Source organism: Streptomyces sp. RPA4-2 (assembly GCF_012273515.2).
GTDB classification, from domain to species: domain Bacteria; phylum Actinomycetota; class Actinomycetes; order Streptomycetales; family Streptomycetaceae; genus Streptomyces; species Streptomyces kaempferi.
This window is the reverse complement of the sequence record NZ_CP050975.2, coordinates 1,830,110-1,855,876: the sequence shown is the minus strand read 5'-3', so window position 1 is coordinate 1,855,876 and position 25,767 is coordinate 1,830,110. Positions and strand designations below refer to the sequence as shown.

At 71.8% G+C, this 25,767-nt stretch carries 22 protein-coding genes and 1 pseudogene; 12 read left to right on the top strand and 11 right to left on the bottom strand.

The window, feature by feature from the left end; genetic code table 11:
- Positions 1-3: 3 nt before the first annotated feature.
- Positions 4-1,869, bottom strand: coding sequence for an AAA family ATPase (locus tag HEP85_RS07740; RefSeq protein WP_168527132.1), 1,866 nt, complete (start codon positions 1,867-1,869; stop codon positions 4-6).
- A 436-nt stretch (positions 1,870-2,305) separates the two neighbouring features.
- The gene (locus HEP85_RS07735; RefSeq protein ID WP_329294737.1) at positions 2,306-2,926 is read right to left on the bottom strand and encodes a hypothetical protein; all 621 of its coding nucleotides are present in this window, start codon (positions 2,924-2,926) and stop codon (positions 2,306-2,308) included.
- A 418-nt stretch (positions 2,927-3,344) separates the two neighbouring features.
- Between HEP85_RS07735 and HEP85_RS07730 the strand changes: the two genes are divergently transcribed.
- Entirely contained in the window at positions 3,345-4,712 is a 1,368-nt protein-coding gene (locus HEP85_RS07730; protein WP_168527130.1) for a peptidase C39 family protein, read from the top strand.
- 36 nt (positions 4,713-4,748) lie between these two features.
- On the opposite strand, the gene HEP85_RS07725 is transcribed toward HEP85_RS07730, so the two are convergent.
- On the bottom strand, positions 4,749-6,248 hold the full coding sequence (locus tag HEP85_RS07725) for a M1 family metallopeptidase (protein WP_168527129.1): 1,500 nt from the start codon (positions 6,246-6,248) through the stop codon (positions 4,749-4,751).
- Between the two features lie 224 nt (positions 6,249-6,472).
- Here HEP85_RS07725 and HEP85_RS07720 point away from each other — a divergent pair, with 224 nt between their 5' ends.
- Positions 6,473-6,619 (top strand): SCO1431 family membrane protein, encoded by a 147-nt coding sequence (locus HEP85_RS07720; protein ID WP_168527128.1) that lies wholly within the window; start codon positions 6,473-6,475, stop codon positions 6,617-6,619.
- Positions 6,620-6,741: 122 nt separating this feature from the next.
- Positions 6,742-7,401: a TetR/AcrR family transcriptional regulator gene (locus HEP85_RS07715; protein WP_168527127.1), complete on the top strand. Its 660-nt coding sequence runs from the start codon at positions 6,742-6,744 to the stop codon at positions 7,399-7,401.
- Positions 7,402-7,677: 276 nt separating this feature from the next.
- Here the strand turns inward: HEP85_RS07715 and HEP85_RS07710 are convergent.
- A pseudogene (locus HEP85_RS07710) lies at positions 7,678-7,931 on the bottom strand (hypothetical protein).
- Positions 7,932-8,176: 245 nt separating this feature from the next.
- Between HEP85_RS07710 and HEP85_RS07705 the strand changes: the two are divergent.
- Together HEP85_RS07705 and HEP85_RS07700 are read left to right on the top strand one after the other, a co-directional pair.
- Positions 8,177-9,304 carry a hypothetical protein gene (locus HEP85_RS07705; RefSeq protein WP_329286275.1) on the top strand — a complete coding sequence of 376 codons (1,128 nt, stop codon included), beginning with the start codon at positions 8,177-8,179 and terminating at the stop codon, positions 9,302-9,304.
- 29 nt (positions 9,305-9,333) lie between these two features.
- Positions 9,334-10,446: a phosphotransferase family protein gene (locus HEP85_RS07700; RefSeq protein ID WP_168527126.1), complete on the top strand. Its 1,113-nt coding sequence runs from the start codon at positions 9,334-9,336 to the stop codon at positions 10,444-10,446.
- Between the two features lie 13 nt (positions 10,447-10,459).
- Here HEP85_RS07700 and HEP85_RS07695 read toward each other — a convergent pair whose 3' ends face one another.
- A complete protein-coding gene (locus tag HEP85_RS07695) occupies positions 10,460-10,897 on the bottom strand; it encodes a hypothetical protein (protein ID WP_168527125.1) in 438 nt (145 codons plus the stop codon).
- Between the two features lie 269 nt (positions 10,898-11,166).
- Between HEP85_RS07695 and HEP85_RS07690 the strand changes: the two genes are divergently transcribed.
- From HEP85_RS07690 to fxsA, 4 genes are all read left to right on the top strand, one after another.
- Positions 11,167-11,607 carry an Lrp/AsnC family transcriptional regulator gene (locus HEP85_RS07690; protein ID WP_168527124.1) on the top strand — a complete coding sequence of 147 codons (441 nt, stop codon included), beginning with the start codon at positions 11,167-11,169 and terminating at the stop codon, positions 11,605-11,607.
- A 69-nt stretch (positions 11,608-11,676) separates the two neighbouring features.
- Positions 11,677-13,299 (top strand): amidohydrolase, encoded by a 1,623-nt coding sequence (locus HEP85_RS07685; protein ID WP_369657641.1) that lies wholly within the window; start codon positions 11,677-11,679, stop codon positions 13,297-13,299.
- 540 nt (positions 13,300-13,839) lie between these two features.
- A complete protein-coding gene (locus HEP85_RS07680; RefSeq protein WP_168527123.1) occupies positions 13,840-14,634 on the top strand; it encodes a polyprenol monophosphomannose synthase in 795 nt (264 codons plus the stop codon).
- 107 nt (positions 14,635-14,741) lie between these two features.
- Positions 14,742-15,326 carry an FxsA family membrane protein gene (gene fxsA, locus HEP85_RS07675; protein ID WP_168527122.1) on the top strand — a complete coding sequence of 195 codons (585 nt, stop codon included), beginning with the start codon at positions 14,742-14,744 and terminating at the stop codon, positions 15,324-15,326.
- A gap of 544 nt (positions 15,327-15,870) precedes the next feature.
- On the opposite strand, the gene HEP85_RS07670 is transcribed toward fxsA, so the two are convergent.
- The 4 genes from HEP85_RS07670 to HEP85_RS07655 all read right to left on the bottom strand — a co-directional run bounded on the left by HEP85_RS07670 (position 15,871) and on the right by HEP85_RS07655 (position 19,319).
- On the bottom strand, positions 15,871-16,245 hold the full coding sequence (locus HEP85_RS07670) for an RNA polymerase-binding protein RbpA (RefSeq protein WP_003977404.1): 375 nt from the start codon (positions 16,243-16,245) through the stop codon (positions 15,871-15,873).
- A gap of 255 nt (positions 16,246-16,500) precedes the next feature.
- The gene (locus HEP85_RS07665) at positions 16,501-17,850 is read right to left on the bottom strand and encodes an MFS transporter (RefSeq protein WP_168527121.1); all 1,350 of its coding nucleotides are present in this window, start codon (positions 17,848-17,850) and stop codon (positions 16,501-16,503) included.
- 90 nt (positions 17,851-17,940) lie between these two features.
- Positions 17,941-18,708: a glycerophosphodiester phosphodiesterase gene (locus HEP85_RS07660; RefSeq protein ID WP_168527120.1), complete on the bottom strand. Its 768-nt coding sequence runs from the start codon at positions 18,706-18,708 to the stop codon at positions 17,941-17,943.
- On the bottom strand, positions 18,705-19,319 hold the full coding sequence (locus tag HEP85_RS07655) for a YitT family protein (RefSeq protein WP_168533422.1): 615 nt from the start codon (positions 19,317-19,319) through the stop codon (positions 18,705-18,707). The genes HEP85_RS07660 and HEP85_RS07655 overlap by 4 nt, the downstream gene beginning before the upstream one ends.
- Before the next feature lie 327 nt (positions 19,320-19,646).
- Here HEP85_RS07655 and HEP85_RS07650 point away from each other — a divergent pair, with 327 nt between their 5' ends.
- Positions 19,647-21,146: a PLP-dependent aminotransferase family protein gene (locus HEP85_RS07650; protein ID WP_329286261.1), complete on the top strand. Its 1,500-nt coding sequence runs from the start codon at positions 19,647-19,649 to the stop codon at positions 21,144-21,146.
- A gap of 215 nt (positions 21,147-21,361) precedes the next feature.
- On the opposite strand, the gene HEP85_RS07645 is transcribed toward HEP85_RS07650, so the two are convergent.
- Complete coding sequence (locus HEP85_RS07645) at positions 21,362-22,927, bottom strand: hypothetical protein (RefSeq protein ID WP_329525856.1); 1,566 nt, start codon at positions 22,925-22,927, stop codon at positions 21,362-21,364.
- A 37-nt stretch (positions 22,928-22,964) separates the two neighbouring features.
- Positions 22,965-23,159 (bottom strand): hypothetical protein, encoded by a 195-nt coding sequence (locus tag HEP85_RS07640; protein WP_168527119.1) that lies wholly within the window; start codon positions 23,157-23,159, stop codon positions 22,965-22,967.
- Positions 23,160-23,600: 441 nt separating this feature from the next.
- Here HEP85_RS07640 and HEP85_RS07635 point away from each other — a divergent pair, with 441 nt between their 5' ends.
- The gene (locus tag HEP85_RS07635; protein ID WP_168527118.1) at positions 23,601-23,993 is read left to right on the top strand and encodes an ankyrin repeat domain-containing protein; all 393 of its coding nucleotides are present in this window, start codon (positions 23,601-23,603) and stop codon (positions 23,991-23,993) included.
- A gap of 300 nt (positions 23,994-24,293) precedes the next feature.
- Positions 24,294-25,712: a HEAT repeat domain-containing protein gene (locus HEP85_RS07630; RefSeq protein ID WP_329525855.1), complete on the top strand. Its 1,419-nt coding sequence runs from the start codon at positions 24,294-24,296 to the stop codon at positions 25,710-25,712.
- Positions 25,713-25,767 lie beyond the last annotated feature (55 nt).

Below are 25,767 nucleotides of genomic sequence, written 5' to 3'. Positions count from 1 at the left end.
GGTTCACAGGGCCGAGGGGTCCTGGGGCCCCCGCCCCGACAACACCTCCCCGTACGCCTGCATGAGATCCGGCAGCCGAAGCGTGGACAGATCGTCCCGCGACGGCGTGTTCGGATACCCGGACAACCGCAGATCCCGGTACGCGCAGCTCTTCTCGTACAGCGTCCGCAGGAACCGCCCGTTGCCGAGCTCGTCGATCCACCCCTGATCGACGACGTGCCCGGCGATCGAGCGCAGCTCGTCCAGCGCCTCCTCGTCCCAGATGTCACCGTTCTCCGCGGCCAGCACCTCGCCGATGGAGGTGAGTTCGAGGGGGCGGTAGGACGGGAAGTCGACGCGGGTGGTGAAGCGCGAGGACAGCCCGGGGTTGGCGGCGAGCAGACGGTCCATGCCCTCCGGGTATCCGGCGAGGATGACGACCAGGTGGTCGCGGTTGTCCTCGGCCCGCTTCAGGAGCACCTGCAGGGCCTCGTCGCCGTACGCGTCGCCCTTGCCGTATCCCGAGTTGGACAGCGAGTACGCCTCGTCCACGAAGAGAACCCCGCCGATCGCGGAGTCGATCAGCTCATTGGCCTTGACGGCGGTCTGGCCCAGATACTCGCCCACCAGATCCGCCCGCTGCGCCTCCACGAGGTGGTCGCCGCCGAGCAGGCCGAGCGCGTAGAAGACCCGGCCGAGAATGCGGGCCACGGTGGTCTTGCCGGTGCCCGAGGGGCCGGAGAAGACGAAGTGCCGCTTCGGCGGCTGGACCGGCAGCCCCTGCCCGGTCCGCAGCCGCGCCATGTTCAACTGCGCCGACAACGCCTTGACCTGGCGCTTCACGGGCTCAAGACCCACCATGCGCTCCAGCTCGGCGAGCGCCTCATCGAGCAGTGCCGGGTCGGTCGGTCCGGCGGGCAGCGGCCTGACCGGCACCACGGCCTTCTCCCGCACCATGTCGGTCTCGGGCGACACCGCGCCGGGCGGCAGCGGGTCCGCCTCGGGGAGCCGGAGGTCACGGCCCTCCCCTCCCCACAGCGGATCCAGGCCGTCCGGGCCGTCCATGACGTCCTGCCCGATCCCGGTGAGCGTGATCGCCGCCAGGTCGGCGGCGGCATCGTCGTACCCGTCGCCCTCGGAGATCGCGGCGAGCCGCGCGGAGGTGTCCATGAAGGCGGGGTCGACGCGGTGCACGGCCCGGTACAGCGGCAGCGCGGCGGCCGACCGGCCGGTGCCCTCGTGTGCCCGGGCCAGCCAGTACCGCAGCTCCTTGCGCTGGGGCTGTTCGCTGCGGCAGCGCATCAGCGCCGACGACAGCAACGGCTCCGCCTGCCCGAACATCTCCAGACGGACCCGGGCCATGCCGCCGAAGAGACCGGCCTCTATGCCCAGCATCGGATCGTCGATCAGCGGGTCCGTGTGCCGGACCAACTGCTCCCAGTCCTTGACGAGATAGGCCCGGCAGGCATGCAGGAAGCGCACCTGCGGATCCGCGTCCACCGGCGGCAGCCCGGCCAACGCCCGGTCCAGCTCGGGGACATGGCGGCCGTCCAGCCAGTGCGAGGCGTGCGCGAGCAGCAGATCGCGCGGGCTTTCGAGCACCGGTTGCACCCACCAGCCCAGCCAGTACCAGGAGTTCAGAGTGCGTCGGTGCCGGGAGCGCTGTTCGCCGAAGCGGTCCCGGTGCCGGAACATGCGCAACAGCGCGGTCGTCGTGTCCACGCGCAGCGCGTGCAGTCCGAGCCAGCCGTCCGCCATGCCGGGGTCCATCCGGACCGCGGTGCGGAACTCCTCCTCCGCCTGCGGATAGGCGCCCATCGTGTAGGCGTCCACACCTCGCATCCAGGCGAGGTCGGCCGGGGCCTCCGGGCCCTGCGTGCCGAAGTCCATCACGTCCCCCACAAACCGTGCCCCCGATGGTTCTCCGAGCGGGCCGGTGCCCGTCGGCAGCTTGGTCGAACCGCTGTGCCGCGGACGGGAGTTGCACCGGTGCGCAGAGCAAGCCGTCCGAAGGTCGCACCGAGAGGCATGGTACCTGCGCCGCATGGGCCTGCCGAAGGGTGGCGACAGCACCGTTGCACGAGGTGGGAGCAGACGGGGCGCACTTCACTCGGTGACCCAGGGTGAGCGAATCGCGGCGCGCGGCGCCCGAAAAGAAAGGGTGTGGGCAGAACGAAGCCCCCGATCACGGGGGAACAACCGGGGGCTTCGCGTCTGCGGGGCGACCCCGGGGGGCCGCACATTCAGAACGTAAGTCCTGTACGGCCCCCCGGTCAAGCCGAGTTGAGGCACTGGCGGAACTTCTCCCGCAAGGGTCTTCACGACTTCAGCACATTGCGGATGGTCCGTCACCGTGCGTGAGGAACTGGTCCGGTCCAAGAGTCCCGGCAGGCCCCGAAAACACCTCGTATCCCTCGGAACACTGCCGCACCAGAAGATCCGCGAAGGGCCTTGAGGGATCCTCGGCGAAATGCCGACGTTCCGCGGCGACCCACTCGGCCCAGAACGCGCTCTGCGCGTCTCCGTCCCGCCGGCGCCCGCGCGTCCAGGCCTCGTCGTGAGGCAGTTCCATCCACAGCAGCCGCGCGAGATGCGGGCGCAGCGCACGGCGTCCGGCGCCGACGCCCTCCAGGAGGATCACGGGCGCGGGCGACAGTTCACACACCGGCCCGAAGACCCTGGCCGTCCAGTCGTACGGGGCGTAGCGCGCCGCCGCGCCCCGGCCCAGCGGCTCGATCACCTGGTCCAGCAGGCGCGCCGTCCAGTCGAAGAGTTCCTCGTGCGTGGCGATGTCGTCGAGGTGCAGTACGGGCGCGCCGCCCAGTGCCGCGGCCAGCCGTCCGGTGAACGTGGTCTTCCCGGAGCCCGCGTGCCCGTCGACGCCGATCAGGCGGACGGGGCCGGCGGAGGGGGGCAGCCGGCGCAGGTGCGAGGCGAGGTCGTGAATGGGGGGTCCCGGGGTCCGGTGAGGTGTGTGCGGGTATATCCGGGATCATTTTAGGTCGGGTCGATTTCTTCCGGATCAGTGGGCGGGAAACGCGTGGAGAAAGGCGCACGGGAGCGGTTGCCGGGAAACTCGGGGGACGGGCGTGGAAGAGGCGGAGAACAGGCGGACAAAGACGAGGGGAGCCGTCGTGAAAGTCCCGAAGGTGCCCAGGAAAAGCGGTCGGAAATCCGCGCCGACAGGGCCGATTCCCGGCCGTTCGGTATGACCGGCGTCGAATCGTCCGTCGGCCTCGCAGGTCACGCCAGTGGTACCGACCAATATTGGTGGGCGTGGCACGGCCCGAAGTGCTGGCAGAAGTCGCCTCACCCTGTCCATAGTTGGGAATTGCCGCTTCCGGACGAACGGGGGTCACCCACCCATGACCAGAGCTTCAGAGCCGTCCCGCAGAACCATTCTGGCCGCGGCGGTGGCCGCGGCGGCGACCGGTGCCGCGGCCACTCCGGCCGAGGCGGCGGAAGCACGCTCCCGGGAGGCACGCCGGGGGCACGCGCCCGCGCGCGCCGTGGACAACCGCGCCTGGACCTCGTACGCGGACTGGCGCTCCGGTACCGCGAAGGGCACGCGGGCCGTGTCGGGCGCCCGGCCGGGTCTCGTGATCGCCTCCCCGGCCGGCACCGTCGCGTACACGGATCCGCACACCGGCAGGACGGCCACCTGGGAGTACGCGACCTGGACCTCCCCGGTCCACCGGCTCGCCGTCCCCGCCACCGAGGCCATCGCCTCCTGGAACGCGCGCACCCCCGCGGGCACCTGGCTCCAGGTCGAGCTCACCGGTACCTACTCCGACGGCACCGCCACGCCCTGGTACGTGATGGGACGCTGGGCGGCCGGCGACCAGGACATCAGGCGGACCTCCGTCGACGGCCAGAAGGACGGCAGAAGCAGCGTCTGGACGGACACCTTCGCCATCGACGACGCGGCCTCGGGCCTGCGGCTCGTCTCGTACCGGCTGCGCCTGACGCTGTACCGCGCCCCGGGTTCCGGAGCCACGCCCACCGTGTGGCGGCTCGGCGCGATGGGCTCCGACATCCCCGACCGCTTCACCGTCCCGGCCTCCGCTCCCGGGCTCGCCCGTGAGCTGGCGGTGCCGCGCTACTCGCAGGAGATCCACGCCGGCCAGTACCCCGAGTACGACAACGGCGGCGAGGCGTGGTGCAGTCCCACCTCCTCACAGATGATCATCGAATACTGGGGGCGCAAGCCGACGGCGGAACAACTGGCCTGGATCGAACCGGGTCTGGCCGACCCGCAGGTGTGCCACGCGGCCCGCTCGACCTACGACTACCAGTACGACGGCTGCGGCAACTGGCCCTTCAACGCCGCCTACGCGGCGACGTACAAGGACCTGCAGGGCGTGGTGACGCGCCTCGGCTCGCTCACCGACCTGGAGACCCTGATCGCGGCGGGCATCCCGGCCATAACGTCCCAGTCCTTCCTCAAGTCGGAGCTGACCGGAGCGGGTTACGGCACCTCGGGCCATCTCATGACCGTCGTCGGCTTCACCGCGGACGGGGACGTGATCGCCAACGACCCGGCCTCGCCCGACGACGCAGCGGTGCGCCGCGTCTACCGGCGGTCCGAGTGGGAGACGATCTGGCTGCGCACCAAGCGGTACAACGCCTCCGGGAACGTCGCCTCCGGTACCGGTGGGGTCTGCTACCTGTACTTCCCCGCGCAGCCGACGGAGCGGCAGCGCCGGGCGCTCGCGGCGGTCGGCGTCCGGTGAGGAGGGGGCGGCCCCCGAAGCGGGCCGCCCCCCGGTTCAGCCCTGTACCGGGTCGACCACCCAGTCCGGGTGGTTCGGCATCGGCGGGGTCTTCGCGCCGTGGAGCCACGGGTGCAGGAATCCGTCCAGGTCCTGGCCCGCGACCTTCGAGGCCAGGTCGATGTAGTCCTGCGTGCCGGCGATCCTTCCGCGGTACTGGGTGACCCAGGCCCGCTCGATCTTCCCGAAGACCGTCTGGCCGACCTTCTCCCTCAGGGCGTACAGGACGAGGGTCGAGCCGTCGTACCGCATCCGCTTGAAGAGGTTCGGTTCGGTCGGCTCGGCCGGGGCGCCGTAGTCGTGCCGCCACTGGTCGTGGGCGGCGTACGCCGTCCTCATCGTGGCCTCGAAGCTGTCGCCGCCGTGCGCCTCCGAGTACAGGCGTTCGTAGAAGCGGGCGTGTCCCTCGCTCAGCCACAGGTCGGACCAGGTCCTGATGCCGACGCTGTCGCCGGTCCACTGGTGGGTGAGCTCGTGCACCAGGTTGCGTTCGGCGCTCACCCGGTCGCCGAGCAGGTCGGCCTTCGGGATCAGGGAGAGCGTCTGGGTCTCCAGGGCGACCCCCAGGTCGGTGTCGCCGACGAGCAGGCCGTACCGGTCGAAGGGGTAGGGGCCGAGCCGCTCCTCCAGCCACGCGATGTGGTCCGCGGTGAGCTTGCGGTACTGCTCGGTGGCCGCGACCAGACCGTCCGGGACCACGTCGCGCAGGGGCAGCCCGTGCGGGCCGGTGCTGTCGACGAAGGTGAACCTGCCGATCGCGAGCTGCGCGAGCTGGGTCGCGAGCGGCTGTCCGGAGTCGTACGTCCACCGCACGCGCCCGTCCGCCTGTTCGGTGCGGCCGGTGAGCTTCCCGTTGGCCACGGCGGTCAGACCGGGCGGGGTGGTGATGTGGAAGGTGATCGGGGCGCGCTGGCTCGGGTGGTCGTTCGAAGGGAAGATCATCTTGGCGCCGTCGGGCTGCGGATAGAGCACGGTGCCGTCGGGCGTGGGAATCCAGCCGTAGTCCTCGATGGCGTCGTCGCGGTGGCGCAGCTGGGTCGGATCGGCGGTGTAGGTGACCTTGACCGTGAACGGCTTGCCCTGCGCGAGCGGCTCGGCCGGGGTGATCACCAGCTCGTCGCCGTCGCGCACGGCCGTGGCCGGCGTCCCGTTCACGGTCACCGTGTGCAGGGTGTTGCCGGCGAAGTCCAGGTCGAAGCGGGACAGGGCCTGGGTGGCGGTCGCCTTGACCGTCGTGGCCGCCTCGAAGGGCGTCCCGGGTGCCCGCCAGTCGAAGTCGAGGAGATAGCGGCTGACCCGGTAGCCGCCGTTGCCGTCGAGCGGGAAGACCGGGTCGCCGAGGCCCGCGGCACCCGGGGAGGGTGCGGCGGAGGGGGAGGAGACGGCGGACGAGGAGGTCGCGGCCTGTGAGACCGGCCCCGTCAGGGCGGCTGCCACCGTGATCGCCGCCGCCAGAGCGAGGCGGGCTCTGCGGCGAGGCGTCCGTAACGTGCTCATCGAGGACCTTTCGGTTGGCTGACCACTGTCCTGTGAGGAGACCCACACCTGTGGCACACCGTTGCGGAAATCGGAGCGATTCGACGGTGGTCGAAGTGTCCGGAGTGGCGAGGGGTGACCAAGGTCTCTACCGCTGGAACCCGTTCCGGTGGCAAGGTGGTCGGGTCGGTGGGGAGCCGGTGAGGGGCGGGGACCCGACCGCACCCCTACGTCTGCGAGAAGCCATGACCGCGACCTCCGCCACCGACCCCCGTGTCCGCGCCCGCACCGGCGGCCCCAAGGACGACGGTCCCAAGATCCTCGAACACGTCGTGGGCTGGATCTTTGTCGTGGTCCTGGCGATGCTCGTCACGCAGCTCGGCCTGCTGTGAGCTGATCGCTCCGGCGCCCCGCCGAAAGCGGGTCCGGCCAGTCGATCCGAGTCGAACGAGCAGGTGGCATCGTTCTGTCATACTGCCAACGTCCCGCTGGCAGTCGGAGACTAGGGCCGGAATTGAATCATAGTCAACAGCGTGCTGTCGACCGCCCCCGGGCGCGCGGCACCGATCGTTCGCTGGCGCGCCGCACCGAACTGATCGCCATCGGGCGGAAGTTGTTCGCGGACACGTCCTACGACGCCCTGTCGATGGACGACATCGCGCGGCAGGCGCACGTCGCCAAAGGGCTGATCTACTACTACTTCAAGTCCAAGCGCGGCTACTACCTCGCCATCGTCGAGGACTCCGTCGCGGACCTGGTCTCCCGGGCGGCGGGCGGCCTCGAACTGCCCCCGGCCGAGCGGGTGCACCGCACCATCGACGGCTATCTCCGCTACGCCGAGCACAACCAGGCCTCGTACCGCACGATCATCACGGGCGGGGTCGGCTTCGACACCGAGGTGCAGGCCATCCGCGAGGGCGTGCGCGAGGTCATCGTCGAGACCATCGCCGAAGGGGCCTACGGCAGGCGCGAGATCGCGCCGCTGCCCCGGATGGCGCTGCTCGCCTGGCTCTACAGCGTCGAGGGCGCGACCCTCGACTGGATCGGCCACCCGACCCTGCCCCGCGACACCATGCGCGAGCTGCTGGTGAAGACGCTGGGCGGCGCGATGCGGGCGGTCGAGGAGATCGACCCCTCCTACCGGGCTCCGCAGTCCGCCCGCCGGGACTCCTGAACAGAGGGGCGGGGGCCGGTGGCTCCCGCCCCGAGTGCCGTACCCCGGCGGCCGGTTGAGCGACTCGGGCGGCTCACCGTTCCTGGCGCCGCTGTCGCGCTCCCGGGAGAACGTGCCGCCCGGACCCTGCTGGTTCCCGTACGTGATCCGCCCGGACGGCGCCGTGCGGATCACCACGGACGCTGCCCAGGTGCTCGGCGGATCCGGCCGCACGCCGTCGGTGCGAGGACAAGGGGCTGCAGATCGTCGAGGGCGCCCGTCGGATCCGGCGGACGGTCATCGCCCGTCATCCCGGGGGTCCCGCCCCGCGCCGAACTGGTACGGGCTTACCGGAGGCGTCGCCAGCCGGACCCACTCCGGGTCGTGCAGTCCCGGCAGCGTGCGGCCGCGATCGGCCCATGTGCGGAGCAGGGCACGGTAGATGGGGGGATCCGGGACCGGTGGGGGCGGGGGACCTGCCGAACCGATTCCGCCGACACGGGGGCGAAGATCTGGCGCCCACGCCCGGTCGCCGTATAGGTGAGGGTCATGCCGGGGCAACGTTCGGGTGGCCGGACAGGTCACCGGCCCACGCAATCGGGCGTGAGTTCGCGACCGGCTCGTACGGGGTGCCACGACCGGTCGGCGCGAGGGGCACCGCCCGCCGGCGGGGGTCTTCGGGCCGGGGTACGGCGTCTGGCCCCCGCGCGATATCTGACGTACCGTCAATTTCTCCGCCCGGGGACCGCACCCCTCCGTGCGGAGGTCGACTGCCGTGCCCCCAGGGAGGCCTGACATGTCCGACGACCGCCCCGTCGCCCTCGACGAGTACCCCGTGCACCAGGTGCCCCTGTCCATGAAGCACGTCGCGACCGGCGACCGGAACGCCTACGACCGCTGCATCTTCCACGTCTTCGACCACCAGGGAAGGGCGTTGCTCATCCTGGGACTCGGTGTCTATCCGAACCTCGGGGTGATCGACGCGTACGCCACCCTGCGGCGGGGTGACCTCCTGCACGCGGTGCGGGCGTCGGACGCGCTCGGGGACGACCGGACGGAACTGGCCGTCGGTCCGCTCCGGATCCGCGTCGAGCGCCCTCTGAAGGAGTTCGTGCTGAGCTGTGCGGCCGATCCCGGCGATCCCGACGGGCTGTCGTACGAGATCACCTGGACGGCGGACTTCCCCGCGCTCTGGGAGCCGCACCACCTCCAGCGGCGTGGCGGCCGGCTCACCCTGGAGGGGAGGCGCTTCGTGCAGGCGGGCCACTGCGAGGGCTGGATCCGCCGCGGCGGCGAGGAGATCCTCCTGTCCCCGGGCCGGTGGACCGGCACCCGCGACCGCAGCTGGGGCGTGCGCCCGGTCCCGGGGGAGGAGGGCGGCAGGTTCGCGGAGGAGAATCCGGCGGAGGGCTTCCACTGGGTGTGGTGCCCGGTCCGGTTCGAGGACCGCTTCCTGATGGTCGTCGTCCAGGAGGACGCCGACGGCCATCGGTCGCTGAACGACGCGACGCTCGTACGCGACGGCGCGCGCGACCTCCAACTCGGCTGGCCGCAGACCGACATCACCTACCGGTCCGGCACCCGCCGGCCCACCTCCGCCGTCATCCACCTCAGCCGCCCGCGGGACCGGGCACCGCTGCGGCTGGACGTCGAGGTCCTCACCTCCTCGCCGCTCGCCGTGGGAGCGGGCTATCCGCCCGCCGACGACTGGCAGCACGGCACCTGGCGCGGGCGCGGCTGGACCGACCGCCGCACCTACGACCTCTCCGACCCGGCCGCGCACCCGCGCGCCGCGTACGGGGTCGTCGACCACGCCGCCCGCTGCACGCTGGACGGGCAGGTCGGACACGGGATCTTCGAACACGGCTCGTTCGGCCGGCACGACCCGAGCGGCTTCACCGGATACGACGCGGTCGCGCCCTGACGCCCGGACGCGCCCCGAAGGGAGTGGACATGGCCACGGCACCCCGCCCGCGCACGACCACCCGCGACCGGGACGAACTCGCCCGGCGACTGACCGCCTGGCTCGGCGCACGCCTCCCCGGCGCCAAGGCGGTGCGCGTCACCGCCCCCGCGTCCAACGGCATGTCCAGCGAGACCCTGCTGTTCGACATCGATCACCCCGAACCGCCCCTGGTCGCCTGTGCGTTGAGACTGGCGGCGGACCCGGCGGCGTACACCGTCTTCCCCGTGTACGACCTGCCCCGCCAGTACCGCACGATGCGGCTGGTCGCCGAGCACACCGACCTCCCCGTGCCCCGGGTGCTGTGGCTGGAGGAGGACCCCGGACCGCTCGGCGCGCCCTTCTTCGTCATGGAACGGGTCGAGGGGCGCGTACCGCCCGACGTCATGCCCTACACGTACGAAGGGAACTGGCTGCACGCGGCGAGCGACCGGGAGCGGGCGCGGCTGGAAGCCGCCTCGGTCTCGCTGCTCGCCCGGCTCCACGACCAAGTACCCATCGCCGCCGCGGAGTTCCTGGCACTTCCCGGCGACGGCAGCTCCCTGCGCCGCCACGTCGTGGCCCAACGCGCCTACTACACCTGGGTCGTCGACGGACGCGCGCGCTCACCCCTCATCGAGAGCGCCTTCGACCGGCTCGACGAGCTGTGGCCGCGCGACGAGGGCGAGACGGTGCTCAACTGGGGCGACGCGCGCATCGGGAACGTCGTCTACGACGGCTTCGAACCCGCGGCCGTCCTCGACTGGGAGATGGCGGCGCCCGCCCCTCGCGAGGTCGACCTCGGCTGGACCGTCTATCTGCACCGCTTCTTCCAGGACCTCACGGTGAGCTTCGGCCAGCGCGGACTGCCCGGGTTCCTGCGCCGCGACCGGGTGGAGCGACGTTATGCCGAACTCACCGGCCACCCACCGCGCGACATGGACTTCTACACGCTGTACGCGGCCCTGCGGCACGCCATCGTCATGCTGCGCATCGCCTACCGCCAGGTGCACTTCGGCGAGATCGCCGTCCCCCCGGACGCTGACACCCTGATCCTGCACCACGACAGCCTGCGGGCCATGGTGCAGGGCGGCTACTGGCAGGGCCCGGAGGCCGGCCGCTGAACGCTGGCGCGGCTCAGGCGGCCTGACGCCGCATCTCTGGGACCCGCATCGGGCGCGAGCCCGGTCCGCCGACGTGCGAGAACGGCTGCGTCCGCCAGTCGAGGCCCTGAGGGAGCGTCAACAGCAGCGCGGTGTCCTGCTCCTGAAGCTCCATGGACTCGTCGGCGGACCGGGCGTCCGCCGCGGCGCGGCCCGTACCGGCGCAGACCGTGAGCCCGAACGGGTTCCACGGCGAGGCACACAGCGCGTGCTCCGGCAGGACCTCCTCGTCCGCCAGGAGCGCGATGGGCTGCGCGCAGTCCGGGCAGATCACCCGGACCATCTCGAAGGTGTCGTACGCGTCGAAGTCCTCGCCGTCGACGGCGTCCGCGTCGACGCCCTCCGGCTCCGGATCGACGGTGGCCTGCTGCCGCTTGAACGCGGTACGACCTGGGCGCTTGAGACTCTGCATGGGTTTCTCCCCCTCGGGTGGGCCGACAAGGCGCTGCGACCTCGACCACAGCAAGCATTTCCCGTCCTGTCTCCGTGGTAATCACGAGAACATCACGGACCCGGTTGTGGCACTGTGTCGTTCGTCACAAGCCGCCCCGCAGACGCCTCGCACGGTGGATTTGTCCCCCCGAGCGGCCCGCTGACCGCTCCCCCGCACATCACAAACCGGGTATGACCTGCACTCCTGAGGTATCCGACGGGATCAAGCGCACTGTAGGTTCTTGCGCCATGGAGGAGCTGGACCGACAGATCGTGCAGCTGCTCGTCGCAGACGGGCGGATGAGTTACACCGACCTGGGCAAGGCCACGGGCCTTTCCACGTCCGCCGTGCACCAGCGGGTGCGCCGGCTCGAGCAGCGCGGCGTGATCCGCGGCTACGCGGCGGTCGTGGACCCGGAGGCCGTCGGGCTGCCCCTGACCGCCTTCATCTCGGTGAAACCGTTCGACCCGAGCGCCCCGGACGACATCGCGGAACGCCTCGCGGACGTACCGGAGCTGGAGGCCTGCCACAGCGTCGCGGGCGACGAGAACTACATCCTCAAGGTGCGGGTCTCGACCCCGCACGAACTGGAGGAGCTGCTGGCCCGGCTGCGCACCCTCGCGGGTGTGTCGACCCGTACGACGGTGGTCCTGTCGACGCCGTACGAGGCACGGCCGCCCCGCATCTGACCCGTCCGGGCGACGACGGGTGGCCACCCGGGCGATGACCGGCACCCGGCAGGCGCGAGACTGTTCCCCATGAGTGAGAGCACCGCCCCGTCCGACACCGTGCTGCTGCGCGGTGGAGAAGTCCACAGCCCCGCCGACCCCTTCGCCACCGCGATGGTCGTCGAACGCGGTCAGATCGCCTGGGTCGGCTCGGAGGGCGCCGCCGACGCCTTCGCCGACGGGGTCGCCGAGGTCGTGGACCTGGAAGGCGCGCTCGTCACCCCGGCCTTCACCGACGCCCATGTGCACACCACCGCCACCGGCCTCGCGCTCACCGGCCTCGACCTCAGCGACGCGCCCTCCCTGGACGCGGCCCTCGCCCTCGTACGCGACTTCGCCGCCGCCCGCCCCGCCGACCGGGTCCTGCTCGGCCACGGCTGGGACGCGGCCCGGTGGCCCGGCGGCCGCCCCCCGACGCGCGCCGAGCTCGACGAAGCCGCCGGCGGCCGTCCGCTCTACCTCTCCCGCATCGACGTGCACTCCGCCGTGGCCACCACCGCGCTCCTGGACCTGGTCCCCGGCGTCACCGGACGCACCGGCTACCAGGACGGCCCGCTGACCCGGGACGCCCACCACGCCGTCCGCGCCGCCGCCCTCGGCGCCGTCACCGCACGGCAGCGCACCGCGGCCCAGCGCGCGGCCCTCGCCCACGCCGCCTCTCTCGGCATCGGCTCCGTGCACGAGTGCGCGGGCCCGGACATCTCCTCCGAGGACGACCTCACCGGACTGCTGCGGCTCGCCGCCGAGGAGCGCGGCCCCCGGGTCGTCGGCTACTGGGCCGAGCAGGGCGAGGAGGGCGTGGCGAAGGCCCGCGAACTGGGCGCGATCGGCGCCGCCGGCGACCTCTTCGTCGACGGCTCCCTCGGCTCGTACACCGCCTGCCTGCACCAGCCCTACGCCGACGCCGGGCACAGCGGCACCGCGTACCTCGACGACGCCGCCGTGGCCGCCCATGTGATCGCCTGCACCGAGGCGGGCCTCCAAGCGGGCTTCCACGCCATCGGGGACGCCGCCGTGACCTCGGTGGTCGAGGGCGTGCGCGCGGCCGCCGAGAATGTCGGCCTGGCTCGCGTCCGGGCCGCCCGGCACCGCGTCGAGCATGCCGAGATGCTGACGCCGGAGACGATCGCCTCCTTCGCCGAGTTCGGTCTCACCGCGTCCGTGCAGCCCGCCTTCGACGCGCTGTGGGGCGGGGAGGACGGCATGTACGCCCAGCGCCTCGGCGCGGAGCGGGCCCGCTCCCTCAACCCGCTGGCGGCCCTGCTGCGCACCGGCGTCCCCCTCGCCTTCGGCTCCGACAGTCCGGTCACCCCCCTCGACCCGTGGGGCACCGTCCGGGCCGCGGCCTTTCATCGCACCCCGGAGCACCGGGTGTCGGTGCGCGCCGCCTTCACGGCGCACACACGGGGCGGATGGCGCGCGATCGGACGCGACGACGCGGGTGTCCTGGTGCCGGGCGCGCCCGCGGACTACGCCGTGTGGGGCACCGGGGAACTGGTGGTGCAGGCCCCCGACGACCGGGTCGCCCGCTGGTCCACCGACCCCCGTTCCGGCACCCCCGGACTGCCGGACCTGAGCCCCGGCGGTGACCTGCCCGTCTGTCTGCGCACCGTCGTCGGCGGCCGGACGGTCTTCGTACGGCCGGGCGAGTGATCTCCTGGGGCGGCGGGGTGGTGATCGCCCCCCGCCGTCCCGTCGCGCGACCTGCGAATCCTCCTCGCTGACCTGGTCAGAGAGGGAAAGCCCGCAGTTCAGGCGAGTGTTGACAGCTGGCCGCAGCGGGCCGGTAGGTTCGGCCGGGTCCACCACCGGACGTCCGACCGGAGAACTTCCAGACAGTCGCCGGAGCGCCGCTGGGTCAGGGGCGGTGTGCCGCACCGGCGCACCACCACTGGGAGCCAGGCTCAGCGGCGGCGCCACGGCGAGGGAACGTTCACGCCTGTCGGCAGGGTGTGACCCGGGTGGGGCCCGGACGTCCAGTAGACAACGGCTTTCGGTCGACCCGCAGCCAGCGGGTCCCTGGTCGGCCCGAAGGGCGCCGGGCCCCCATCCGCAGGCGCGGTGCTCCGGCGCGGGAAGGGCGCTCTTACCCGGCTCTTGTCGAATCGACACCCCTGTCCTGACGCACCGGCGCGTCAGTGCAGGCTGTGGCCACTATGGTGGACCCCTGCGTACGGACTTGAAGGGGCAGTAGTGAACGACGGCGACGGGACCCCCGCGACAGGAGCCCAGGCGAGGCGGTTCGGCCCGCTCGGCACAGCCTTGGTGATCATTCCGACCTACAACGAGGCGGAGAACATCAAGAAGATCGTCGGCCGGGTGCGCGCCTCGGTGCCCGATGCGCACGTCCTGGTGGCGGACGACAACAGCCCTGACGGCACGGGCAAGTTCGCCGACGAGCTGGCCGCTGACGACGACCACGTCCAGGTTCTGCACCGCAAGGGCAAGGAAGGCCTGGGTGCCGCCTATCTCGCCGGCTTCCGCTGGGGCCTGGAGCACGGCTACGGCGTCCTGGTCGAGATGGACGCGGACGGTTCGCACCAGCCGGAGGAGCTGCCCCGGCTGCTCACCGCGCTGAAGGGCGCCGACCTCGTTCTCGGCTCGCGCTGGGTGCCGGGCGGACGGGTGGTGAACTGGCCCAAGTCCCGCGAGTTCATCTCGCGCGGCGGCAGCATGTACTCCCGGCTCTTGCTCGACGTGCCCATCCGGGACGTCACCGGCGGCTACCGGGCCTTCCGGCGGGAGACCCTGGAGGGCCTCGGACTCGGCGAGGTCGCGTCCCAGGGGTACTGCTTCCAGGTGGACCTGGCCCGGCGTGCCGTCAAGGCGGGGTACCACGTCGTGGAGGTGCCCATCACCTTCGTCGAGCGGGAACTCGGTGACTCCAAGATGAGCCGCGACATCCTCGTGGAGGCCCTGTGGCGGGTCACCACGTGGGGTGTGGGGGAGCGGGTCGGCCGGATCACCGGACGCAAGCCGTCCGCGTAGGGCCTTCCGGGCGGTTCCCGGGGCTTCGCGGACCCGCGTTCCGCCCCACGGTCGGGGCTGATCATCCGCTTATCCCGTACTGAGCCGTGCCCAGGCACACTGGGTGCATGACGACTGGCGTACCGACTCCCACGCACCCCGCCCGGCCGCGGCGATCCCGGCTGCGTACGTTCCTGCCGCTCGGCATCGCCGTCTGGCTGGTGCTGGAGATCTGGCTGTTGACCGTGGTCGCGGGTGCGGCGAGCGGCTTCACGGTCCTCCTGCTGCTGGTCGCCGGTTTCGTGCTCGGTTCCGTGATCGTCAAACGGGCCGGCCGCCGTGCCTTCCGCAACCTCAGCGAGACGCTGCAACAGCAGCAGAGCGGCGCGGCCCCCACGGGCGGGGGCGGCGACGGCAACGGGCTGATGATGCTCGGCGGCCTGCTCCTGATGCTGCCGGGCCTCATCTCGGACGCCGTGGGCCTGCTTCTGCTGATCCCGCCCGTCCAGAAGGCCCTGAGCCGGTACGCCGAGCGCGCCATCGAACGCAAGATCCGCGAGGCCGTCCCCGGCAGCGTCGGTGACGCCTTCCAGCAGGCCCGCATCCATCGCCCGGACGGCAAGGTGGTCCAGGGCGAGGTCATCAGGGACGACACCCCCCGGGAACCTGGCCCGGCTTCCCGCCCCGGACCGCATCCTCCACTGACGGGCTGACGGGCTGACGGGCTGACGGGCTGACGGGCTGACGGGCGGGGCAGTCGGCCGCGCGGCGCGTGCCGGTCAACCTGTTCCTCCAGGTGCCGGCGGACGTACTCCTGTCCGTCCGGCGCTTGAGAGTGAACTCTTCCGGGTGACAGTGACCTGCGGCCGTTCGGCACTGTGCGCCCCGGCCGGTCTCCCGCCAGGGACCGTCCGCTCCGCAGGGCGCTGCGGGGTAAAGGGCCGGAATTCCGTCTGGGGCCGGCCCAATCTGGCCGGGGACCCCGGAGAGGCGTCACGCGGGCCTGTCACCCGGGGCAGTCCGCTCCGCCGGGCACCGCGCGACATACGCGGCCGGGCTTCCGTCGGGGGCCGCCCCAATCCGCCGGGCACCCCGGAGTACCGGGCTCCCGAAGGGCACCCCGCAGTGGACGCCGGGCCCATCGCCCGCCCCACGTCACCCGCGGAGCGCAACGCACGAGACCGCGGGCCCCGTACGGAGAACGTACGGCGCTCGCGGTCTCGGCGTGCGGTGTATGCCACCCAGCCCCCGGAGGGGCTACGCGGACTTGCGGCTGTCCCGCGGATGCACCGCGATGTTCATCGCGCCGGAGCGCAGAACGGCCAGGCGCTCCTCGAGGACCTCTTCGAGTTCCTCTCGGGTGCGCCGCTCCATCAGCATGTCCCAATGCGTACGCGCGGGCTTGGCCTTCTTTTCCTCAGGGCCGTCGCCGTCCACCAGGAGTGCCTGGGCCCCGCAGACCTTGCACTCCCACTCCGGCGGAATCTCCGCCTCGACCGAGAAGGGCATCTCAAACCGGTGCCCCTTCTCGCATGCGTACTCCACGGCCTGGCGCGGGGCCAGGTCGATGCCGCGGTCCGTCTCGTAGCTGGTCACCACGAGGCGCGTGCCGCGAAGAGCTCGCTCACTCATGAATCGTGCCTCCCGGGCTTGTCGCCCACAGGACAGGTGTCGCTGTCGTCGTCATCCGGTCAACGTCCGGTCGGCGGTAAAGATTCCCGTTCCGGGTCATGCGTCGCCGTCGTAGCCGCCCCTTGTTGTACCCACCGGCACCCGGTTTGTCACATCTGGCAGCAGATGTCACCCAACGCTTCAGTATCTTTGACGCGCAGTAACGGTACGCCTGGCAGGCCAAACGCGTACACTACCGTCCTTTGGCCTCTGGTGCTAAATCCTGTCCGGTACGGGATTTCCCGCGTCGCGGATCGCCTGCCCCACCGGAACCCTCGCGAGCAGCGCGAATCCGATGACGAAGAAGGCCACGAGCGAGATGATCGCGTCCCGATAACTTCCCGTCAGTTGGTAGGTCAAACCGAACAGAAGCGGGCCCAACCAGCTCATCCCCCGGTCGCTCATCTCGTACGCGGAGAAGTACTCGGCCTCCTTACCGCTCGGTACGAGGTGCGAGAACAGGGAGCGCGACAGGGCCTGGCTGCCGCCCAGGACGAGGCCGATGCCGGCGGCGAGGACGAAGAACCACACCGGCGCGCCGGCGGGCAGGAAGTACCCGGCGGCGAGTGTCACCGTCCAGGCGACGAGTGAACCGAGGATGGTCCGTTTGGCCCCGTACACGCGTGCCAGCCGTCCCATGCCCAGTGCGCCTCCGACCGCGAGCACCTGCACCAGCAGCACGGCGACGATCAGCGTCGACTGGCTCAGGCCCAGCTCCTCGGACCCGTACACCGACGCCTGCGAGATCACCGTCTGGATGCCGTCGTTGTAGACCAGGTAGGCGAACAGGAAGGAGAGGGTGAGCGGTTTGCCGCGCATGTCGCGCACGGTGGCCGCCAGCTGCCGCCAACCGTGCGCCGGCGACCTCCCGTCGGCGGCCGTAGGGCGGTCGCGCAGCCGCTTGAGCGGTACGAGCGTGAAGGCGCCCCACCAGACGCCGGCCGAGGCCAGGCAGATGCGGACGGCCGTCGACTCGGAGACGCCGAAGGAGTCGTGGGCCGTGAACAGCACGAGGTTGGCGATCAGGACCAGCGAGCCCGCCGCGTAGCCGAAGGCCCAGCCGCGGGACGAGACCGCGTCGCGCTCCTCGGGTGGCGCGATCTGCGGCAGGTAGGAGTTGTAGAGCACCATCGACACGGCCACCGAGGCGTTGGCGACGACCAGCAGCACACCGCCGAGCAGGTAGCGGTCCCCGCCCAGGAAGAACATGCCCGTCGTGGCCGCGGCGCCGAGGTACGCGGACGCGGCGAGTAGCGGCTTCTTGCGTCCGGTGCGGTCGGCCGCCGCGCCGGCCATCGGCATCACGAAGATCGACAGGATGACGGAGGCGGAGACCGCGTAGGCGAAGAAGGAGCCGGCCCGGATCGGGATCCCCAGCGGGTGCACGAATCCGTCCGCGTCCGCCGCGTGCTTGGCGACCGCCGTGAGATAGGGACCCAGGAACACGGTGAGCACGCTCGTCGAGTAGACGGAGCAGGCCCAGTCGTAGAAGTACCAGCCGTGTTGCTCACGGCGTCGCTCGGCGACCTCGTCGGTCGCCCGTGCCCGCACGGTGTCGGTGCCCACCCGTGCCCCTCGCTTCCGGCTGAACTGACCCTGAACCAACCTTGAACGGACCGAATGGACCGAATGGACCGAACGGACCGCGCGAGAGGGCTAGACCCAGGTGCCCCGGTCCTCAAGGACCCCGCGCAGCGTGTCGATGTGATCGGTCATGATGCCATCGACTCCCAGGTCCAGGAGCCGGTGCATGCGATCCGGATCGTTCACCGTCCACACGTGGACCTGCAGGCCGCGCGCGTGGGCGGCGCGCACGAAGCGCCGGTCGACCACCGGCACGCCCGACTGGGACTCGGGCACCTGGGCGGCGATCGCCGAGTCGCGCAGCGCGGCCGGTATGCCGTACGACCGCAGCCGCAGCCCCAGGACGCCCTTGGTGCCGTACGAGGTGGCCAGGCGGGGACCCGCCAGGCGCTGGGCGCGGAAGACGCGCGCCTCGGAGAAGGAGCCGACGCAGACGCGGTCCCAGGCGTCGGTGCGGCCGATGAGGTTGAGCAGGGGATGGAGGGCGGGCTCCGCCTTGACGTCCACGTTCCAGCGCACCTCGGGAAAGATCTCGAGGAGTTCCTCGAAGAGGGGTACTGGCTCCTTGCCCGCCACACGCGCGTGGCTCACGTCCTCCCACGGGAGGTCCGCGATGCGGCCCGCGCCGTCCGTCACCCGGTCGAGGGTCGTGTCGTGGAAGGCGACGAGCTTGCCGTCCGCCGTCGCGTGCACATCCGTCTCGATGTAGCGGTAGCCCGTCGCCACCGCCCGCCGGAACTGGGCGACGGTGTTCTCCAGGCCGTCCGCCGCCCCGCCGCGGTGGGCGAAGGCGATCGGGCCGGGGTGGTCCAGGTACGGATGGCGTATGCGCGTGCTCACCCTGGAAGTATCGCGCCCTCCGGTTGACCGGTGGCAACGACCGTGCTGCCGGTCGGTGCCCGGCGGACGGCGAACGCCCGCAGGAAGAGCTGGGCGAGGGGGCCGATCGCGACGGCGTACAGCACGGTGCCGATGCCGACGGTGCCGCCGAGCGCGAATCCGGCCGCGACCACGGCGACTTCGAGGACCGTGCGGACCAGGCGGATCGAGCGGTCCGTACGCCGGTGCAGACCCGTCATCAGACCGTCGCGCGGACCCGGACCGAAACGGGCGGAGATGTAGAGGCCCGTCGCGAGGCCGTTCAGCACGATGCCCGCCAGCATCAGGGGGACGCGTACGGCCAGCGAGTGCGTGTCGGGTACCAGGGCGAGCGTGCCGTCCATCGCGATGCCCACCACGAACACGTTCGAGATCGTGCCGAGGCCCGGCCGCTGACGCAGGGGGATCCACAGGAGCAACACCGCCGCGCCCACGAAGATCGACACCACGCCGATCGTCAGACCGGTCAGCTCGGCGAGCCCCTGGTGCAGCACGTTCCAGGGCTCCAGGCCGAGCCCCGCCTCCACGAGCAGGGCCGAACTCGCGCCGTACAGCGCGAGGCCCGCGTACAGCTGGACGAGACGTCGCGGGAGGTGCCGTCCGGTTTCGGGGCGGGTGGGCTCGGTGTGCGCGGGCTGGGCGCGCGGGGATGCGGCGGGGGTCGAGCCGTGTGGCGGGGAGGCGGGTGGTGCCGAGGCGGGTGGTGCGGGATGGCGGCGGATCGGCTTAAGCGCGTGGTCGACCGGTGCGGCGTCGGCCGGCGCGGAGTCGGCGGATGTGGACATGACGTGCCCCCCTGGGTGGTGCCTGTGGTGGTGCCAGTGGCCTGGCTCGTGCCATTCTGTGGCTTGATGGAGGACGCCATCCAAGGCCAATCCGGGGAAGGTGGACTGGACATCATGGCGCAGTGGACATCGGCGATGGGTGCCGCGCAGCTCGCCCGGCTGCTCAACTCCCAGCAGGAACGCCCCCCGGGGCCGGGCGCCCGGCGGCCGCCCGCCTATCGCGCGCTCGCCGACGGCGTGCGGCTGCTCGTGCTGGAGGGCCGGGTACCGGTCGCCGCGCGGCTGCCCGCCGAGCGGGAACTCGCGTTGGCCCTGTCCGTCAGCCGTACGACGGTCGCGGCGGCCTACGAGGCCCTGCGCGGCGAAGGATTCCTGGAGTCGCGCAGGGGAGCCGGCAGCTGGACCGCCGTCCCCGCCGGGAACCCGCTGCCCGCGCGCGGGCTGGAGCCGCTGCCCCCCGAGGCCCTCGGGTCCATGATCGACCTCGGCTGCGCGTCGCTGCCGGCGCCCGAGCCGTGGCTCACCCGCGCCGTGCAGGGCGCCCTGGAGGAACTGCCCCCGTACGCGCACACGCACGGCGACTATCCGGCGGGGCTGCCCGCGCTGCGCGCGATGATCGCCGAGGGGTACACGAGGCGCGGCATTCCGACCATGCCCGAGCAGGTCATGGTGACCACGGGTGCGATGGGCGCGATCGACGCCATCTGTCATCTCTTCGCCGGGCGCGGCGAGCGCATCGCCGTCGAGTCGCCCTCGTACGCCAACATCCTCCAGTTGATGCGGGAGGCCGGCGCTCGGCTCGTGCCCGTCGCCATGGCCGAGGGGCTCGCCGGGTGGGACATGGACCGCTGGCGGCAGGTCCTGCGCGACGCGGCGCCCCGGCTCGCCTATGTCGTCGCCGACTTCCACAATCCGACGGGGGCCCTCGCGGACGAGGACCAGCGGCGCAGGCTGGTGGACGCGGCCCGTTCCGCCGGGACCGTCCTGGTGGTCGACGAGACGATGAGCGAGCTGTACCTGGAGGACGGGCTGTCCATGCCCCGTCCCGTGTGCGGCTTCGATCCCGCCGGGTCCACGGTCATCACGGTCGGATCGGCCAGCAAGGCGTTCTGGGCGGGGATGCGCATCGGCTGGGTGCGGGCGGCCCCCGACGTGATCCGCAGTCTCGTCGCCGCGCGCGCGTACGCCGACCTCGGCACGCCCGTGCTGGAGCAGCTGGCCGTGAACTGGCTGTTCAGTACGGGAGGTTGGGAACAGGCGGTGGCCATCCGGCGGGAACAGGCCCGGGAGAACCGGGACGCGCTCGTCACCGCCGTACGCCGGGAGCTGCCCGACTGGGAGTTCTCCGTCCCGCGGGGCGGGCTGACGCTGTGGGTGCGCACCGGGGGGCTGTCGGGGTCGCGGCTCGCCGAGGTGGGCGAGCGGGTGGGCGTACGGGTGCCGTCAGGACCGCGCTTCGGGGTCGACGGGGCGTTCGAGGGGTATGTGCGGCTGCCGTTCACGGTCGGGGGCGCGGTCGCGGACGAGGCGGCGGTGCGGTTGGCCGCGGCGGCGCGGTTGGTGGAGACGGGGGCGAGCGCGGGGAACGAGGGTCCTCGCACGTTCGTGGCCTAGGGCGTGTTGCGATAAGTCCCGTCGTCCGCCCGGAGGGCGGGTGCGTCTCTCGGTGGGCCGGGCGGAAGCCCGCGTACTGGACGTACTCGGGTTTTCGCCCGGTGCGGCGAGAGTGCGTGCCAGGCGTCGCGAGGCAGGCGGGACTTTCGCAACACGCCCTAGCTCGATCCGGGCGGGTCGGCGTGGCCGGCCCGCCCGGTGTCCGAGGGCGAGGGTCAGCCTTCCGCCGCCGCCGGTTCCGCCGCGGCCGGGACCGGCTCCGGGTCGGCCGGGGCCGTCCGGACCGGCAGGAGGTCCAGTACCGCGCGGCGCTGCGTCTCGCTCGTCGCGTCGTCGTAGGGGTCCGGGGTGGCCGGGACCTGGAGGCGCAGGACGGGGCCGGCGCCGAGCCGGGCGTATCCGCGGCCGGGCGGCACGCTCTGGGGCGGAGTGGTGTGCGGCGGCGCCCCGAGCACGGCCTCCAGTTGCGGGGCCGTCGCGGAACCGAGCACCACACGCGCGCGGGTGTGCTGGCGGACTGCCTCGCCGAGGGAGTCGAGGCTGTCGAACTGCTCGGCCACGACGACCGTGACGCCCGCCGCGCGCCCGTGCCGCAGCGGCACCTCGAGAAGGTCCTGGGGATCCCGGTGGCCGTCGGCGGCGGCGAGGTGCCCGAGCGTGCCCGGACGGTCCAGCAGGATCCAGAGCGGGTTCTTGATGTCCTCCGGGGCGGGATGCCCGGCCTGCCGGGCGTGGTTCGCGGAAAGCAGGCGCCGCTCCGTCTCGTGCGCCGCCCATTCCAGACTGGCGAGCGCTCCGGCGAGGCCGGACTCGACGGCGAGCACACCGTCCCGGCCGGTCAGGCACGCGTACTCGCCGGTGCCGCCGCCGTCGACGATGACGACGTCACCGTACTCGAGGGCCTGCAGGGCGATGGAGCGCACCAGCGTGGACAGACCGCTGCCCGGCTCGCCCGCGACCAGCAGGTGCGGTTCCGTCGAGCGGGCGCCGGTGCGCCAGACGACCGGCGGGACGTCGCGCTGGGCCTCGCCGAAGCCGAGGGGGAGCGTGCGCTGGACGTCGGCCGGGTCGGTGAAGCCGAGGACCGTCTCACCGGGCGCGGTGACGAAGCGCTGGGCGGCGATGTCGGTGGGCAGCGGCGGCAGCACGGTGACCGTGAGTTCGTTGCCCTCCTGCTCCCACGCGAAGTGGTATTCGCGGCCACGGCCCGACTTGGCCTGCAGCAGCTGTTCGATCCGGGCCCGGGAGATCGCCTCCCCGTCCGTGAAGTACGCCGGATAACGGACGAGGAGGCGGGACACGCGTCCGTCGCCGTCGAAGTCGTGGGTGGGGAAGGCCTTCTCCCAGTCGCCGCCGTGGGCGTAGAGGGGAGCGGGGTCCTCGGCCACGGAGAAGTACGGGACGAGTGCCTCGTAGAGCGATTGGAGGCGTTTGACCTGAGCCTCGTCGGGGCCCGAGGGCGCCGGCGGGGTGCGGTCGCGGCCGTACCAGGCTGCCGCCGCCATCAGGGTGATGGCGGCGAGCAGCGGTCCGTACGACACCAGTGCCACGACCAGGATCACCGAGGCCACCAGGAACAGCAGCGGCCCGCGCCCGTCCTTGGGGGTCTCGGCCCACTTGCGCTGCCCGGCACCTGCCAGGCGGCGCAGTCCACGGGCGACCGTGATCAGCGGCTGGAGAACGTCGGTGGCGCTGTCGGCTGCCGTCCGGGCCAGCTCCCGGCTTCGGGCGATCTGTGCGCTGCCGTTGCTGAGGATGCGGGGGAGGGGGCGCCGGGCCACTGCTGTCTCCTGAAGGTGCGTGCGATGGGCGGGGACGTCAGAACTTGATCCCGCCCAGGAGGCTCGCCAGGCTCTCGCCGCCGGCCTTGATGCTCGGCGCGATGGCCGTGCTGGCGAGATAGAAGCCGAAGAGCGCGGACGTCATGGCGTGCGACGCCTTGAGCCCGTCCTTGCGGAAAAAGAGGAAGACGATGATGCCGAGCAGGACGACGCCTGACATGGACAGAATCATTTGTGCTCTCCTGGTTCGCGGGGACAGTCACCATGAGTTGTTCCAGGATCACAGGATGTATCCATACGATAAAAGGTGCAAATGGGTCGATTTCTTGTGATTTCACTCGTTCGACTGAGCTGTTCCGGTGGGACGAAGGGGGTCTGCCGACTCCCGTTGTCTCCCGGTATCTCCTGGTGGAATCGTGGTGATCCTTGCCTCGGTGGCGGCCGGTCATGTGCCGCCGGAGCCAGTACGCTGACGATTCACCCGTACGGCCGCACATCCCGCTGTCGTACGAACCTGCGCATGACACTCCGCGCGTTGTCGTAGGCTCCCGCAGTCCGTGGTCGGTCGTCGGTCAGCCGGTCGCCGGGCAGTCGTTGTCAGTCGTTGTCAGTCGTTGTCAGTCGTTTGTTGTGGTTCCTGTCGTTGTCGCCGTTGTGAGAGGTGGTCCGGCCGATGAGTGAAGTCCCCGACCCCGAGGTCGTGGAGTTGGCGACCAAGATCTTCGATCTGGCACGCCGGGGCGAGACCGAGGCGCTCGTGGCGTACGTAGACGCGGGCGTTCCGGCCAACCTCACCAACGACCGTGGCGACTCCCTCCTGATGCTCGCCGCGTACCACGGTCACGCCGGGGCGGTGCGCGCCCTCCTGGAGCGCGGCGCCGAGGCGGACCGGATCAACGACCGGGGTCAGACACCGCTCGCCGGGGCCGTCTTCAAGGGCGAGGAAGCGGTCATCCGCGCCCTCCTCGACAGCGGTGCCGATCCGGCCGCGGGCACCCCCTCGGCCGTCGACACGGCCCGGATGTTCGGCAGGACGGAACTGCTCGAACTGTTCGGCGCACACTGATCCGACCACGCTGACCAGGCACGACAAGGAAAACGGGGGAGGCGGTACGGGGCCGCCGGAAATACGGTCGCGGCAGGAAGAACTGCCGAGTCATCATGACGTCGTGATTCACGGACGCGATGGCTGGGCAGGTGTTGCCGCACCGCGCGGGCCGTGACGCGGCCCGCATGGGCCACCGACGAGAGGCAGAGGAAGATGGTCTACAGCAAGCAAGAAACGGCGGACGCTCCGACGTGTTGTCACGCGGCCAGGTAATGCAGGATCCCGGTTGCGTCGACGCTTGATGTGAGGCTGTTTCCCATGTTCGATCCGGTCATAGCGCCCAGCGGAACGCTGCTCGGCCTGCTCCAGAGGGGCCGCGGCGACGGCACGCTGCACGCGCTCACCGCACCGCGGGCCGAGGCGCTCGCGGCACTGAACCACTGTGTGCTGAGTGATCCCCGCCACGACTGGCAGGTGGAGAACCGCTCCCTGTACTACGCCCGTCTCTACCTCGATCTGAGCGGTGGGCTCGACGAGATCGAGCGGCACCTCTTCGACGCCGAGGACGTCCTCGACGACTGCGAGTCACGCACGGGGCTCGCCCTCGCGGTGCTCGGGCACCTCGCCTCGTACGGCCGGCGGGACGCCCTGGAGCTGCTGCGCGGGTACGCCGCCTCGGGTACCAACTGGGCGTGGGCCCTGGACGAGCTGGCCCTGCGCGACGACGACGCGGGCCTGCGGGCCCTCGCCGAGCCCGTGCTCGCCCGCTTCCCGGCCGACCCGGAGGGCGAGGCGGCTCTCACCGCCCAGGTGCGCGACGCCTTCGAACCCCGGCCCTGGCGGCTGTGGGCCGACGATCCCCGCCCGGCGATCGCCGCACGCGTGCGCGCGGCCCAGGAACAGGGCTCCTTCGACCGATGGCAGCGGCAGATGCGGCCGGCCGGCCCCCGCCCGGGGTGGAGCGTACGAGCGGTGTTCGAGTGGGCGCAGCAGGGCCTGGACCGCGGAGCCGCACTCCATGTGCCGGCCGCGCGCTGTCTGACGGCCGTCGCGGCCCCCGAGGACCGGCCCGAGATCGTCGAGGCCGCCCGTGGCGGCGGCGACGGAGCCCGGTGTACGGCCCTGCGCTATCTCGCCGACAGCAACGATCCGGACGCCCTGGCGCTGATCGAGGCCGCCGTGGGCGACGGCACGGCGGCGGTCGCGGAGGCCGCCGTCGACGCGTTCGAACGCATGCGCAGTGTCGCCGCCGTCGACCGGGCGCGCGGCTGGGCGCACCGGCCCGACGCCCTGGGCGCCGCCGCGGGCCGGATGCTCGCCTGCCGCGGCGGCACCAAGGACAGCGAACTGGTCCTGGGCGCGCTGCGGGAGGCCGTACGCGGCGAAGGCCCCGACGCGCCGACGCTGTGGACCCTGGTGGACGGCGCCGGGCGCCTCGGCATCGTCTGCGCCGCCCCCGTACTGCGGCACATCTACCGCGAGACCGCCTCGTCCCATCTGCGCGGGCGAGCCGCCCGGGCGCTCGCCGCCACCGATCCCTCCTTCCCCGCGGGCTTCGCCGTCGAGTGCCTGTGGGACTGCGAGGAGTCGACCCGGGAAGTGGCCGCGCGACACGCCGAGACGGGTGACGCCCGCGTCGTGGATCAGCTGCGCCGGCTCGCGTCGGATCCGGCCGAGGAGGCGGAGGTCCAGACGGCCGTCCGCAGCCGGATCGGGCCCGACGCACCCGCCGTATGAACGAGAGGTGACTCGGGGGGCGTGAGGGCATGGCCGCGGGCTGACCTGGACAGGT

What these genes read in the sequence shown, in the direction of transcription:
- HEP85_RS07720 (WP_168527128.1), top strand. Translation starts at nt 6,473, where the DNA reads ATGACCGCGACCTCCGCCACCGACCCCCGTGTCCGCGCCCGCACCGGC.
- HEP85_RS07740 (WP_168527132.1), bottom strand. Translation starts at nt 1,869, where the DNA reads ATGGACTTCGGCACGCAGGGCCCGGAGGCCCCGGCCGACCTCGCCTGG.
- fxsA (WP_168527122.1), top strand. Translation starts at nt 14,742, where the DNA reads ATGACGACTGGCGTACCGACTCCCACGCACCCCGCCCGGCCGCGGCGA.
- HEP85_RS07725 (WP_168527129.1), bottom strand. Translation starts at nt 6,248, where the DNA reads ATGAGCACGTTACGGACGCCTCGCCGCAGAGCCCGCCTCGCTCTGGCG.
- HEP85_RS07635 (WP_168527118.1), top strand. Translation starts at nt 23,601, where the DNA reads ATGAGTGAAGTCCCCGACCCCGAGGTCGTGGAGTTGGCGACCAAGATC.
- HEP85_RS07630 (WP_329525855.1), top strand. Translation starts at nt 24,294, where the DNA reads ATGTTCGATCCGGTCATAGCGCCCAGCGGAACGCTGCTCGGCCTGCTC.
- HEP85_RS07670 (WP_003977404.1), bottom strand. Translation starts at nt 16,245, where the DNA reads ATGAGTGAGCGAGCTCTTCGCGGCACGCGCCTCGTGGTGACCAGCTAC.
- HEP85_RS07700 (WP_168527126.1), top strand. Translation starts at nt 9,334, where the DNA reads ATGGCCACGGCACCCCGCCCGCGCACGACCACCCGCGACCGGGACGAA.
- HEP85_RS07690 (WP_168527124.1), top strand. Translation starts at nt 11,167, where the DNA reads ATGGAGGAGCTGGACCGACAGATCGTGCAGCTGCTCGTCGCAGACGGG.
- HEP85_RS07685 (WP_369657641.1), top strand. Translation starts at nt 11,677, where the DNA reads ATGAGTGAGAGCACCGCCCCGTCCGACACCGTGCTGCTGCGCGGTGGA.
- HEP85_RS07695 (WP_168527125.1), bottom strand. Translation starts at nt 10,897, where the DNA reads ATGCAGAGTCTCAAGCGCCCAGGTCGTACCGCGTTCAAGCGGCAGCAG.
- HEP85_RS07705 (WP_329286275.1), top strand. Translation starts at nt 8,177, where the DNA reads ATGTCCGACGACCGCCCCGTCGCCCTCGACGAGTACCCCGTGCACCAG.
- HEP85_RS07650 (WP_329286261.1), top strand. Translation starts at nt 19,647, where the DNA reads ATGGCGCAGTGGACATCGGCGATGGGTGCCGCGCAGCTCGCCCGGCTG.
- HEP85_RS07730 (WP_168527130.1), top strand. Translation starts at nt 3,345, where the DNA reads ATGACCAGAGCTTCAGAGCCGTCCCGCAGAACCATTCTGGCCGCGGCG.
- HEP85_RS07640 (WP_168527119.1), bottom strand. Translation starts at nt 23,159, where the DNA reads ATGATTCTGTCCATGTCAGGCGTCGTCCTGCTCGGCATCATCGTCTTC.